Source organism: Halogranum rubrum, from assembly GCF_900114455.1.
GTDB lineage: Archaea > Halobacteriota > Halobacteria > Halobacteriales > Haloferacaceae > Halogranum > Halogranum rubrum.
Window position 1 is genome coordinate 37,490 of the sequence record NZ_FOTC01000007.1, and the last position, 12,833, is coordinate 50,322.

The following is a 12,833-nucleotide window of genomic DNA, read 5'->3' on the forward strand; positions in this document are numbered from 1 at the left end:
ACGTCCCCGTTAGGACTGCCAGTAACATGAGCGAGGGGGCCGCAGCGAGACGGTCGAGAGACTATCCTTTTGCCGGCCCGCCGCTTCGGCCGAGACATGTACGAGGTCGAAGTGAAAGTCGAAGCAGACCACGAGCGCGTTCGAGAGCGACTAGGGCAACTCGACGCCGAACACGTCGGCAGCGTCGAACAGGTCGACACCTACTACGACGCGCCGCATCGGAACTTCGCCGAGACGGACGAAGCACTCCGAATCCGTCGTGAGACGAACCGAGACAGCGGTGAGACGACGACGAAAGTGACCTACAAGGGGCCGCTCGTCGAGGCAGAATCGAAGACGCGACAGGAGTTCGAGACGGCCGTCGACGACGACGACGCGATGTCTGGCGTCCTCGACGGACTCGGATTCGACCCGGCGGCCGTCGTCGAGAAAGACCGGGAGTTCTACACCGTCGACCGCTATACGATTACACTCGATGCCGTCTCGGACCTGGGTGCGTTCGTCGAAGTCGAGCGTGAAGTCGAGGAGTCAGCAGTCGACGAGGCCCGTGAGGGCGCGTTCGAGGTACTCCGTGATCTCGGACTCGACCCGGACGACCAGATTCGGACCTCGTATCTCGGCTTGCTGCTAGAAAATACCCACGAGTAATTACTCGACTGTCGGAGGTTTCCGCAAGTTATAGCACCTCCCCAAGCCAAGCCCGAACAATGACCGAGCGGAACATCCAAGTTGCGGAACTCGACCGCCTCGCTGTCGAAGACCAGGAGGTCGAGATCGTCGAGCGGAAGGGTATCGGCCATCCCGACTCCATCTGCGACGGCATCGCAGAGAGCGTCTCGCAGGCGCTCGCACAGGCGTATCTCGACCGCGTCGGCAAGGTCCTCCACTACAACACCGACGAGACCCAACTGGCCGCCGGAACGGCCGCTCCACGCTTCGCCAACGGCGACCAACCCGAGGGACAGAAAGGCGGCGAAGTCATCGAACCCATCTACATCCTCGTCGTCGGCCGCGCGACGAAGGAGTACCAGGGGACGCACATCCCCGTCGACTCCATCGCGCTGAAGGCCGCCCGCGACTACCTCCGCGAGCACTTCCCCGCACTCGACCTCGAAACCGACGTCGTCGTCGACGTCAAACTCGGCGAGGGGAGCGGTGACCTCCAGACCGTCTTCGGCGAAGAAGGCGGTCAGATTCCGATGGCCAACGACACGAGTTTCGGTGTCGGCCACGCACCGCTCACCGAGACGGAGCAAATCGTCCACACCGCAGAGCGCGAACTCAACACGACGTTCCACGACGAGCATCCCGCACTCGGACAGGACGTGAAGATAATGGGCAAACGCGAGGGCGACGTCATCGACATCACCGTCGCCGCCGCGATGGTCGACCAACACGTCACCTCCATCACCGACTACACGGAGACGGTCGAAGCCGTCCGCGAGTTCGTCACCGAACTGGCACAGAAGTTCACCGACCGTGACGTCCACGTCGACGTCAACACCGCCGACGACGTCGAAAACGGCTCTATCTACCTCACCCACACCGGCACGAGCGCCGAGCAGGGTGACGACGGCTCTGTCGGCCGCGGCAACCGCGCCAACGGACTCATCACGCCGAACCGACCGATGAGTATGGAAGCCACCTCCGGGAAGAACCCGGTCAACCACATCGGGAAGATATACAACATCCTCTCGACGGACATCGCCGAGACAGTCGTCGCCGAAGTCGACGGTATCCGTGACCTCCAGATTCGTCTCCTGAGCCAGATCGGTCGTCCCATCGACGAACCACACGTCGCCGACGCGCAGGTCGTCACCGAAGACGGCCTCGCCGTCTCCGACATCGAAGCAGAGATTCGCGCCGTCGTCGACGAGAAACTCGCAGACGTCACCGACGTGACCCGACAGGTCATCGAAGGCGACATCTCCACGTTCTAAATACTCCCGACCGACTCTCTCCGGGTATGGAACACGGCCCGGGCACCGTCCTCGTCCGCTACGGCGAAATCGGGACGAAGAGTTCGAAGGTCCGCAGTGACATGGAGCGACTGCTCCGCGAGAACCTCGAATCGATGCTCGCCGCCCGCGACGTCGAGGCGGCCATCGACCACGAGTGGTCGCGAATCCTCCTCCGAACCGACGACGCGGACAACACCGACGCGGCGGTAGCGGCCGCCTGCGACACCTTCGGCGTCGTCTCCGCGAGTCCGGCCCGAAGCGTCGACCCGACGAGCGAGGCCATCTGCGAGGCGCTCGTCGCGGCCGCCGCCGACCACCCCGACGGGGCGACGTTCGGCGTCCGGGCCAGCCGTGCCGGGTCCTCGGAGAGACATCCGTTCTCCAGTCGTGACCTCGAAATCGACGGCGGCAGCGTCGTGGAGGCAGAGACGGGTGCGACCGTCGACCTAGACGACCCCGACCGAACCTACTACGTCGAGTGTCGCGCCGAGGAGGCGTTCGTCTTCACCGAGAAACGACCCGGACCCGGTGGGCTTCCGCTCGGCACGCAGGGACGGGCCGTCGTCCTTCTGAGCGGTGGACTCGACTCGCCCGTCGCGGCGTGGGAGATGATGAAGCGTGGGTGCCGCATCGTCCCGGTCTACGTCGACCTCGGCCCCTACGGCGGCGTCGACCACCAAGCGCGGGCGCTGTCGACGGTCGGCGAACTCGCTCGTTACGCGCCCGACGACGACCTCTCGCTCCGTATCGTTCCCGCCGGACCCCTCGTCGAGACGCTGATGGCGGAAGTGGGGTCGACCCGGATGCTCTCGCTTCGGCGCGTCATGCTCCGCATCGGCGAAGCCGTCGCCCGCGACGTCGGGGCGCACTCGGTCGTCACCGGCGAGTCGCTCGGCCAGAAGTCGAGTCAGACCGGCGGTAACCTCGCGGCCACCGACGCGGCTACCTCGCTGCCGGTCCACCGACCGCTCCTCACACGCGACAAGACGGATATCGTCGACCAAGCGCGCGCCATCGGAACGTTCGACGATTCGACTATCACGGTCGGATGCGAGCAGGTCGCACCCTCCCACCCGGAGACGAACGCGACGCCCGCGGAAGTCGCCGCCGCCGAACCGGACGACCTGTTCGACCGCGTCGAAACGCTCCTCGACCGTGTCGAGGTGGTGACGCCCGAAGAGACCCGTTCTTGAGACTGTCCTGTAGCCCGAAACTATTTCTACTACTGTGACAAACATACACACAATGTCTAAGTCAAGTCGCGGTGCAGCAGCACCCTCCCTCGGTCCCGGCTGGACGGTCCAGCAAGTCGTCGAGCGGTCGTTCAACAGTGGCGGAACCGATACGTGTACGAAGTGCGGGGCGTCGGTCGACCTCGGTGAGCGGCACCACCGAGTCGACGTCGCACAGGACGTCGAGTTGACGGGGCGTCGCCTCCGGTCGAAGCACGAGCAACTGGTCTTCTGTAGCGCCGACTGTGCCGACGGGTGGATACAGCAGTAGCGTCGCGCGCAGACGAGAGACGGAGCGGAACCCCTTTTACCGGACACGCCGACAGGTCGACCGTGACGCGGGTCTGTCTCGTCGGCGCACCTGACGTCGACCTCAGCTACGAGTTGCTCTCCAGAGAGACGGCCCGAGCGGCCCTCTCGACCTACGAGTTGGCCGAACCGTTCTACAACTCGCTCGCACTCGACACCGTCAGCGTCGGTGCGGCGGTGTCGCTCATGAACGACCTCAACTGGTATCTCGTTCGCTACGTCGACGACGCACTCGTCCGCGAACCGAGCATCAGTGCCGACGAGTGGCTCTCACGGAAACTCGCGACGGCGATTCGAGAGAGCGAGGTCGACCCGAGCGAGACGGAGAACTTACTCAAAGTGTACGGCGTCGTCGACGGCGAACTGGTCGAACCGATGTTTCTCACGCGTGTCGGCGGCGAAGTCCCCGAGTACGACCTTCGCGACGTCGACGACACCGTCGTCGTTCGCGTGACCGAAGCCGAGTTCAGCGGCTGACTTTTTGTCGTCGGCGAGCGTCGACTACCCATGAGTCGACACGGCTCTCGAATCTCTCATCGCAATCTTCCCGGTGCGACGACGCGCCGCGTGTTCGTCGACGACCACGACGTCTTCTACCACGTCGCCGGCGACGGCCCGCCGGTCGTGTTGCTCCACGGCGGCGGGTGGGACTCGGCGGCACTCTCGTGGCGCGAGACGATACCCACGCTCGCAGAGACACACACCGTCTACGCACCGGACTTACCGGGGTACGGCGACAGTGACCTGCCCGAGGGGACGCCGAGCGTCGACTCGTACGGCGCGTTCGTCGTCGGCTTCCTCGACGCACTGGGTATCGACACGGCGGCGCTGGTCGGCGTCTCGCTCGGCGGCAGCGTCGCCCTCGACGTCGCACTCACCCGTCCCGAACGCGTCTCGCGACTCGTCCTCGTCGACAGCTACGGTCTCGGGAGAGAAGTTCCCGGCGGGCCGCTCAGCACACTGTTCCTTCGGATTCCGCGGCTTCCCGAAGCCGTAGAACACGTGCTCGCCCGACATTCGCGACTGGTGGCGCTCAGTCTCCGCGGCGTCGTCCACCCCGCGAACCTGACGCCGGAACTCGTCGACGAGGTGTTGGCCGTCGCCCGCGAGCACGACGGCCGGGCGTGGCGCGCCTTCCAGCGGAGCGAGGTCGGATTCGACGGCGTCCGGACGAACTACGTCGACCGACTGCCGGACCTGTCGGTGCCGACGTTGCTGATTCACGGCGAGGCCGACTCGCTCATCCCGGTCGAGTGGTCGGTTCGCGCCGGGACGCTGATTCCCGACGCCGAGGTGCGGATACTGCCTCACTGCGGCCACTGGCCGCCGCGAGAGATGCCAGAGACGTTCACTCGCTTCGTCGCCGACTTTCTGGACGGGGACGCTTAGTCGAACATCCCGGTCGACATGTAGCGCTCGCCAGAGTCCCAGTAGACGGTGATGACCAACGGCGCTTCGTCTCTGTCGTCTGCGACACCGTCTTCGACGAGTCGCTCGGCAACGTCCTTGGCTGCGAGGTTGGACGCGCCACTCGACTGCCCGACGAGGATACCTTCCTCGCGGGCGAGACGGCGACACTCGTCTTCGGCGTCGTCCAGCGAGACGGTGATGACGTCGTCCAGCAAGTCGCGGTCGAGATTCGGACTGACGAACCCCGGCCCCATCCCCTGGAAGCTGTCGCCCTCCGGTTCGCGTCCCGACAACACGGCGCTGTCCTCGGGTTCGACGGCGACGACGTCCATCTCGGGGAACTCCTCTCGGAGGCGGCGGCCGATACCCGAAATCGTGCCTCCTGTCCCGACGCCTGCGACGAGGGCGTCGACGGTTCGGTCGCCGACCTGTTCGACGATCTCCTCGCCCGTCGTCCGGTAGTGTGCCTCGGGGTTCGCCGGGTTCTCGAACTGCCGCAGTTGAACTGCGCCTTCCGCTTCTTCGAGTTCGTCGGCGCGGTCCTTCGCGTCGGAGATGTCGCCCTCGACGAGCACCAACTCGGCTCCGTAGGCCTTCATTATCTGCCGACGCTCCGGCGACTTCGAGGCGGGCATGACGATCTGCACGTCGTAGCCCTTCGCCGCGCCGACGACGGTGATACCGATGCCCGTGTTGCCACTCGTCGGTTCGACGATGGTGTCGCCCGGTTCGAGCGTCCCGTCGCGTTCGGCGGCCTCGACCATCTGCAGGGCGGGTCGGTCCTTCGCGGACCCGCCGGGGTTCTTCGACTCGATTTTGGCCGCGACTGTCGCGCCCTCGGGTGCGTCCACCTGCACCAGCGGTGACCCGATGGTGTCGAGGATGCTCTCGTCCATTGGTGGCGGCTACACCGTCGAGACTGATAACGACTACTGTAACTGTTTGCCGGTCCGACCGCATACCGTCGTGTGGTCGGACCGGTACTGACTCACAGAAGTCATTATAAAAGCCATGGCGACCACCGGCAACATTGGTGGCTGGTATCTCCCACCAGACTTCGGCTTCCGAGACACGAGAACGTCGCCGCCAACGCGCGGTTTAACTTCGACTGTCCCAAACCGGGTGACAATGCAACTCGAAACGATGCAGCCGAATCCGACGTGGGACCCCGTCGCGTACAGAGACGCCATCGACACGCTCGGGTCGGCGGAGTACGTGTTCAAAGTGTGGGGCGGCGACTGGTGTAAGGACTGTCGGGCGCAGTTACCGGACTTCGCCGCCGCACTCGACGCCGCGGGTGTCCCCGAGAACCGCATTGAGCACTACCCGGTCGAGAAAGAAGACGACGGGTCGAAGACCGGCCCCGGCGTCGAAGAGTACGGCATCGAACTGATTCCGACCGTCGTCGTCGAGTTGGACGGTGCAGAAGTCGCCCGCTTCGTCGAAGAGGAGGACCTGCCGATTTCGGTCTATCTCGCAGAGCAGTTGGAGTAACAGGTCGACGAACGAGGTAGCTTCGAACGATTCCTGTTGTCGGTTTGATGGATGTCGAGAGCGTGCCAGACGGTAGACGACGTCGGAGATTGAGAACGTCTCGGCGGCGGATTCATCTTCTGAGGGACGAGGTAAACGAAATTCGACTGAAGCCGACATCCCGACGAGAACCACCGTATCGTCTGGGGAAGTATACAGATTTCGCTCGCGGGGCTGCTTTCCGAGAGCTGTACCGATATGTGCTCACAGCCGATGGTGAGCGTGTGCAACACATCACACGGAGAGCGATGCTCGGAGCGATAGGAGTCACTGTCGGTAGCGGGTTCGTCGGGAACGCAACCGCCCGTCGCGGCGGTGCAGTCGACCGGGTTCTCTCGACGGGGAGTCCAGTACCGGAGAACATCGGCTTCGACGACGACGGGAACCTCTACGTCGGCATCGTCGCAGGGAGCGTCCGTCGGCTTCCCGCCGACCGAACCGACGAGAGTGGCCTCGGACTGGACGCGACGACCGAAGTCGCGACGTATCCGGGTGGGGTCGCGGGCGTGCTCGTCAGCGACGGAACGCTGTACACTGCGGTCAACGGCGAATCGGGGGGCGTCTACGCGGTCGAACTCGACAGCGACGACGGCCCGAACGAACTGGCGACGCTGCTTCCAGACGGAGAGGGGTTCGTGAACGACCTCTATCGTGACGGCGACAGACTGCTGGCCACCGAGTCGTTCGGCGGAACCGTCTACGAGATACCGCTCGACGGCGGCGACCCGGGAGTGTGGGTACAGGACCCGCTTCTCGACACGTCCAGTTTCGGAGCGAACGGTATCACCCGAATCGGCGGCTGTGTCTACGTCGCCGTCACCCGCGCCGGCGACAGCGGAAGAATCGTCCGCGTACCGGTGAACGACGACGGGAGCGCCGGGGCGCCGAGAACCTTCGCAGAGGGGACGGAACTGTTCGGTGCAGACGGCCTCACCGCACGGGGCAGACAGCTCTACGCCGCGCTCAACAGCCAGAACCGAATCGTTCGGCTGACACCGTCCGGAGAGGTGAAGACGGTCGTCGAGGGTGACCCGCTGTCGTTCCCGTCGGAAGTCGTCTTCGACCCGACCGAACCCGGACGCGCGTTCGTCTGTAACTTCTCACAGGAGAATCCAGAGCGTGCAGGTGTCCTGCGGACGCATCCGTAGCACCCGCCATCGCCGGTCGGCGTCGAACGATGGCTGAGGGAGAACGGCTTTGTACGGTCCTCGCGACTGTCCGCCGATGCCCTCCCACGACTCGACAGACAGGACTCTTCGGGCGGTCGGTCCGGTCGAGATACGCCCTCGGTCGGTGACTCGTCAACTGTGCGGGTTCGTCCTCGCGTTCGTCGGCTACAGTATCGTCGATTGGGCGACGTCGCCAGCGACACCGCTCGTGCCGACCGTTCTCTACACGGCGTTGGGGACGTTCGTCGTCTGCAACGGCCTCTACGTCGGCGGCGTCCGGTTCCGCTAGAGGGTAGCATATCGAGCGGGACGCTGTCGTCTGCGTACAGACGATTTACCCCACTCGACCGGGCGGCAGAGCTTTTGTCGACGCCGGACTAGGAGCGAATATGGCAGACGAAGCGGGGTCGACTGCGCCCGCGAGTGACGCGTTTCAGGCACTCGGGAGCGAGAGTCGGATGGCGGTGCTCCGGTCGCTCGCCGACGACGAACCGAAGACGTTCTCGGAACTGTTCGACGCGTCCAGCGAAGATACGACTGCGGGGTTCGCGTACCACCTCCGACAACTCACGGGGCTGTTCGTCCAGAAGCGTGACGACGAGCGGTACGAACTCACCTACGCGGGGCGCGCCGTCGTCCGTGCGATTCCGTCCGGGACCTACACCGAGAGCGTCGACCGAGAGGACATCGGTCTCGACGACGACTGCCCGTTCTGCGGAGAGACGGCACTCGCGGCGACCGTCGAGGACAACGTCACGCGGGTGTTCTGTCGAGACTGTGACTCGCCGGTGCTTCGGTTGTCGTTCCCGCCGAGTGGCTACCGGGGGCGAGACGAGGCCGACCTCGCCGCCGCGTTCGACGCCCACCATCGCCACCGAATCGAAGCGTTCGGGGACGGCGTCTGCCCCGAGTGCGGCGGTGTCGTCACCGCGAGACTCCGGCCAGTCGAACCGGTCGAGAGCGACGACGAGGCGTCCACGGACGAAGACCACGTGCCGATTCAGGCGGCCTTCGACTGCGAGACGTGTGGGTCGAGTCTCCGCTGTCCCGTCTCACTGACCGTCCTCTCACATCCCGCCGTCGTCGCCTTCTACCACGACCACGGCGTCGACATCACGAGTCGACCGCTCTGGAACGTCGGAAGCGAGTGGCGCGAGCGACGCATCTCCCGCGACCCGTGGTGTCTCGGTATCAGAACGCGACTCGACGACGAGGAACTCCACCTCTACGTCGCCCGCGACGGCCGCGTCGTCGACGCTCGACGGCAGTCCGTCACGGACAGAGAGACCGAGAGCGAGGAGACGAACGACGCCAGCGAGGACGGCACGACTGTCGACGGCGCGGCAGCGTAGCAGACGACGCTACGACGCGGGGCCGAGACCCGCCGCCTCGAACGCCGCGCGTCGCTGGTCGAGGGCGAGTGACGTGAATCCGTCTGCGTCCATCGTGGCGACGTCGACGTCGACAGCGTCGAGTTCGCCGAGACTGTCGGCGAGCGCTCGGAGCACGAGTGTCGTCCCCGTGTCGAGCGCGAGACCATCCTCGTACTCGGCTTCGAGGAACGCGCGAACCTCTCGGCTCTGGTTGCCGACCGCTACCGCTCGCCACTCGGCGGGCGTCCCCGACGGGTCGACTTCGAACAGTCGCGGTCCGTCGTCGTCGACGCCGCCGACGAGGAGCGCCGTCCCGAACGGCCGCGTCCCGCCGGTCTGCGTGGACTCTTGGATGTAGTCGGCAATCGCCTTCGCGACGGGTTCTGTGTCGGGTGCGTCGCCGTATCGGAGTCGCTCTTGGTGTGCGTACCGTCGACCGTAGTCGACCAGTCGGCGGCCGTCGGCGACGTGGCCCGTCGTCGCCATCCCGATTCGTCCGTCGACGTCGTGGAGTTTCTCGATGCTCTCCGGTTCGAGCAGTGGCGACCGCCGCGGGCCGTTCGACGCGAACACGACGCCGTCGGCGGTTCGGACGCCGACCGTCGCCCCACCGCGTTTGACTGCCTCGCGGGCGTACTCGACCTGATAGAGACGACCGTCGGGTGAGAAGATGGTCGTCCCGCGGTCGTACGCCCGCTGGTCGTTCGACTGCATCACCGCACCTCCTCGGGGTCGTCGGCCCCGTCGATGTCGACGCCCTCGGCCGTGATGGTGGCGACGTGGACGCCGTTGCCGCTGGCGGTGTCGCGTTCGCTGGCCGCGGCGACGGCGTCGACGGCGGTCCGTCTGGCGCTCTCGGTAGACGCATCCGGGTCGAACCGGCGTTCGAGGACGCCGTAGGCGACTTGCATCCCACTGCCGCCCGCCGCGTAGTCGTCGCGCAGGACGCTCCCGCCGCCGTCGAGTTCGTAGACCTGTGGCCCAGTCTGGTCGACGCCCGCCAACAGCGGTGCGACGGGCAGTCCGGAGACGAGGTGGCCGGTAGTCTGAGAGAGCCCTCGCAGACTCATCGGTTCGCCGCGTCGAACTTCGTACAGGTTCGCCTCCGTCCGGAGCGACTGAATCAGCCGCTGGGCGGGGCCGACAGAGCCAGAGATGGCGATAGCGCCCGTCGGGTGGACCTGTTCGACCTTCTGGGCGTTCTTGTTCGCGGTGAACCGGCCGCCGAGACTCATCCGCTGGTCTGCGGCGAGGATGGCGGCGTCGGCCGTCGTCACGCCGACGATAGTCGTCCCGGTGGAGTACGTCACACCGTCGGGTGCCGTTGAGTGATGCTGTTCACCCTCGGGCGGTCGAAGCCAGTCGTGGTTCAGTCGGTCTCTCCTGCCGTCGTGGTCTGTTCGAGTTAGTTCCATCGTCGACCGACCGTTGGAACGGGGTTAAAAAATATGTTAGCTAAAATATATTTTAGCCGGGGAGAGAAACATACCCTCAGTTTCGACGACTTTCGAGCGCTACGTCAGCGCTTTTTCGCGCAGTGCGGGGGAAGCCCAAATTTCAGAACCGAGACAGTTAGTTCTTCGTCGCCCAGTCGAGTGCCTGTCGGATGTCCGTCTGCGGTGGAGAGCAGGCGAACGACTCGCAGGCGTACACCGTCGCCTTCCCGTTCTTGCCGTCGCGGCCCGCCCAGATGGGCGGCACCTCGTCGAGACCGAGCACGTCGAGCCACTCGTCGAGTTCGTCGTCAGAGTGTGGGCGCTGTGAGACGACCGCACCGGGGAGATATCGCCCGGCGAGAACCTCCCACCAGTCGTCCGGGAGTTCGTCGACGGCGAGTGTCAGTTCGAGGCCGCCGCGGGCGAACTTCTCGGCGGCGAGTGCCAGCGAGACGTGTTCGAGCGGACTCCCGCGAATACGGTCTGCGTGCGTCTTGAGGACGCGTTCGGCGATGTCACCGAAGTCGGCGTCCGAGTCGAAGTGGTCGAGGTCGACGAGGAGGTCGGTCGCGACGCCGAGACTCGACGGCGTCGACGAGTCGGTGAGTTCCTGCGGTCGCGTGACGAGTTGCTCGCCGCTCGCAGGGGTGAAGTAGAGCGTCCCCTTCTCGTCGTCCCAGAACTCGGCCTCGATGACGCGAGCGAGGTCGAGTGCGAACGCGAGGTGGTCGACGTCGCCCGTCGCCTGATAGAGGTCGAACGCGCCGCGGGCGAGGAACGCGTAGTCTTCGAGATAGCCGTCGCCTTTCACGTCTTGGTCTTTGAACCGCCGAGAGAGTCGCTTCGCGTCGTCGTCCCAGAGATGTTCGCGGACGAACGAGAGCGCGCGTTCGGCGGCACCCGCGAGTGCAGGGTCGAGGACGCGAGCGCCCATGGCGAACGACGAAATCATCAGGCCGTTCCACCCGGCGAGCACCTTCTCGTCGCGTGGGGGTCGTGGTCGCTCCTCGCGAGCCTCGAACAGTGCCACTCGGGCATTCGTCAGTCGCTCGGACACGTCCGCGCGGTCGATGTCGTACTCTTCGGCGAGTTCCTCGACGGGAGTCGAGATGTTGAGGACGCTCGTTCCGTGTTCGAAGTTCCCGCGCTTCGTGATGCCGTAGCGGTCGCAGAACAGTTCTGCGTCCTCCTCGTCGAGTACCGCTCGAACTTGTTCTGGCGTCCAGACGTAGAACGCGCCCTCCTCTCGTTCGGCCTCGCCGCCCTCACTGTCGTCGCCGTCGGCGCTCTCGGCGCTCTCGTCGTTCTCGTCATCGAACCCTTCGCTCTGTGCGTCGAGTGTCGAGAAGAACCCGCCGTCGGGGTGCGTGAGTTCACGCTCGACGAAGGCGAACGTCTCCTGGGCGATGCGGGCGTATCGTGGTTCACCCGTGACCTGATAGCCCGCGAGGTAGCTCTTGGGCAACTCGGCGTTGTCGTAGAGCATCTTCTCGAAGTGCGGGACGGTCCACGAGCGGTCGACCGTGTAGCGGTGGAAACCGCCACCGACCTGGTCGTACAGGCCGCCGTTGGCCATCGCGTCGAGTGTCTCGGTGGCGACGTTGAGTGCCTCGCCGCGGCCGCTTCGGTCGTAGGTTCGGAGGAGGAGGTCGATGCGACCCGGATGGGGAAACTTCGGTCCCTCACCGCTGCCGAACCCGCCGTGTTCCCGGTCGGCACCGCGGAGCGCGGCCTGCGCTGCCGTCCCGAGCACGTCGACGTCCGGCGTCTCGTCGGCGGGGTCGGGCGTGTCCGCTAGCTGGTCGTCCAGTGCCGTCGTCCACTGGTCGGCGCGGTTCTCCATCTCCGCGCGGTCCTCTTCACTGTCCCACGAGTTCGAGATGTTTCGGAGGAGGTCGAGAAAGCCCGGCGCACCCTGTCGCGCCTGGGGTGGGAAGTACGTCCCGACGTAGAACGGTTTGCCCTCGGGCGTCAGCCAGACCGAGAGCGGCCATCCACCGCGCCCGGAGACGAGTTGGCAGATGGTCTGGTAGACCCGGTCGAGGTCCGGGCGTTCCTCTCGGTCGACCTTGATGGGAACGAACTCGTCGTTGAGTACGTCGGCGACGGCTTCGTCCTCGAAGCTCTCGTCGGCCATGACGTGACACCAGTGACACGCGGAGTAGCCGATAGAGAGGAAAATCGGCACGTCACGCTCTCTCGCCTCGGCGAGCGCGTCGTCGTCCCACGGTTGCCAGTTGACGGGGTTGTCCGCGTGCTGACGGAGATACGGGCTCTGCTCGTCGCCGAGTCGGTTGTGGCCCGTAGGAGTGGTCATACCCCCCCTACGAGCGCCCCATTGTAAAGCCTGTAGGCACGTCAGTTGCGCGCCATCTCTACCCGTGGGTGTGAACGTCTGACGAGACTGTCG

Annotated in this window: 14 protein-coding genes; 10 read left to right on the forward strand and 4 right to left on the reverse strand. The window is 65.3% G+C overall.

Features of this window, described 5'->3' with window-relative positions; genetic code table 11:
• Positions 1 to 96: 96 nt before the first annotated feature.
• From cyaB to BM083_RS19285, 6 genes are all read left to right on the forward strand, one after another.
• Positions 97 to 648 (forward strand): class IV adenylate cyclase, encoded by a 552-nt coding sequence (gene cyaB / locus BM083_RS19260; protein WP_089871733.1) that lies wholly within the window; start codon positions 97 to 99, stop codon positions 646 to 648.
• Positions 649 to 707: 59 nt separating this feature from the next.
• Entirely contained in the window at positions 708 to 1,940 is a 1,233-nt protein-coding gene (locus BM083_RS19265) for a methionine adenosyltransferase (protein ID WP_089871735.1), read from the forward strand.
• Positions 1,941 to 1,966: 26 nt separating this feature from the next.
• On the forward strand, positions 1,967 to 3,154 hold the full coding sequence (locus BM083_RS19270; protein WP_089871737.1) for a tRNA sulfurtransferase: 1,188 nt from the start codon (positions 1,967 to 1,969) through the stop codon (positions 3,152 to 3,154).
• Between the two features lie 52 nt (positions 3,155 to 3,206).
• Complete coding sequence (locus BM083_RS19275; protein ID WP_009365477.1) at positions 3,207 to 3,464, forward strand: hypothetical protein; 258 nt, start codon at positions 3,207 to 3,209, stop codon at positions 3,462 to 3,464.
• Positions 3,465 to 3,526: 62 nt separating this feature from the next.
• Positions 3,527 to 3,979 carry a DUF5804 family protein gene (locus BM083_RS19280; RefSeq protein WP_089871739.1) on the forward strand — a complete coding sequence of 151 codons (453 nt, stop codon included), beginning with the start codon at positions 3,527 to 3,529 and terminating at the stop codon, positions 3,977 to 3,979.
• 30 nt (positions 3,980 to 4,009) lie between these two features.
• The gene (locus BM083_RS19285) at positions 4,010 to 4,891 is read left to right on the forward strand and encodes an alpha/beta fold hydrolase (protein WP_089871741.1); all 882 of its coding nucleotides are present in this window, start codon (positions 4,010 to 4,012) and stop codon (positions 4,889 to 4,891) included.
• On the opposite strand, the gene BM083_RS19290 is transcribed toward BM083_RS19285, so the two are convergent.
• A complete protein-coding gene (locus BM083_RS19290; protein ID WP_089871743.1) occupies positions 4,888 to 5,808 on the reverse strand; it encodes a PLP-dependent cysteine synthase family protein in 921 nt (306 codons plus the stop codon). The genes BM083_RS19285 and BM083_RS19290 overlap by 4 nt on opposite strands.
• A gap of 232 nt (positions 5,809 to 6,040) precedes the next feature.
• On the opposite strand from BM083_RS19290, the gene BM083_RS19295 reads away from it, so the two are divergent.
• The 4 genes from BM083_RS19295 to BM083_RS19310 all read left to right on the forward strand — a co-directional run bounded on the left by BM083_RS19295 (position 6,041) and on the right by BM083_RS19310 (position 8,966).
• Complete coding sequence (locus tag BM083_RS19295) at positions 6,041 to 6,406, forward strand: thioredoxin family protein (protein WP_089871745.1); 366 nt, start codon at positions 6,041 to 6,043, stop codon at positions 6,404 to 6,406.
• Between the two features lie 263 nt (positions 6,407 to 6,669).
• Entirely contained in the window at positions 6,670 to 7,593 is a 924-nt protein-coding gene (locus tag BM083_RS19300) for an SMP-30/gluconolactonase/LRE family protein (RefSeq protein ID WP_143085774.1), read from the forward strand.
• A 76-nt stretch (positions 7,594 to 7,669) separates the two neighbouring features.
• Entirely contained in the window at positions 7,670 to 7,903 is a 234-nt protein-coding gene (locus BM083_RS19305) for a hypothetical protein (protein WP_089871749.1), read from the forward strand.
• 100 nt (positions 7,904 to 8,003) lie between these two features.
• Positions 8,004 to 8,966, forward strand: coding sequence for a winged helix-turn-helix domain-containing protein (locus BM083_RS19310; RefSeq protein WP_089871751.1), 963 nt, complete (start codon positions 8,004 to 8,006; stop codon positions 8,964 to 8,966).
• Positions 8,967 to 8,975: 9 nt separating this feature from the next.
• Here BM083_RS19310 and BM083_RS19315 read toward each other — a convergent pair whose 3' ends face one another.
• From BM083_RS19315 to BM083_RS19325, 3 genes are all read right to left on the reverse strand, one after another.
• A complete protein-coding gene (locus BM083_RS19315) occupies positions 8,976 to 9,701 on the reverse strand; it encodes an archaeal proteasome endopeptidase complex subunit alpha (RefSeq protein ID WP_177197709.1) in 726 nt (241 codons plus the stop codon).
• Entirely contained in the window at positions 9,701 to 10,402 is a 702-nt protein-coding gene (locus BM083_RS19320; RefSeq protein WP_089871755.1) for an Ntn hydrolase family protein, read from the reverse strand. The genes BM083_RS19315 and BM083_RS19320 overlap by 1 nt, the downstream gene beginning before the upstream one ends.
• A 157-nt stretch (positions 10,403 to 10,559) precedes the next feature.
• Positions 10,560 to 12,740, reverse strand: coding sequence for a thioredoxin domain-containing protein (locus BM083_RS19325; protein WP_089871757.1), 2,181 nt, complete (start codon positions 12,738 to 12,740; stop codon positions 10,560 to 10,562).
• Positions 12,741 to 12,833 lie beyond the last annotated feature (93 nt).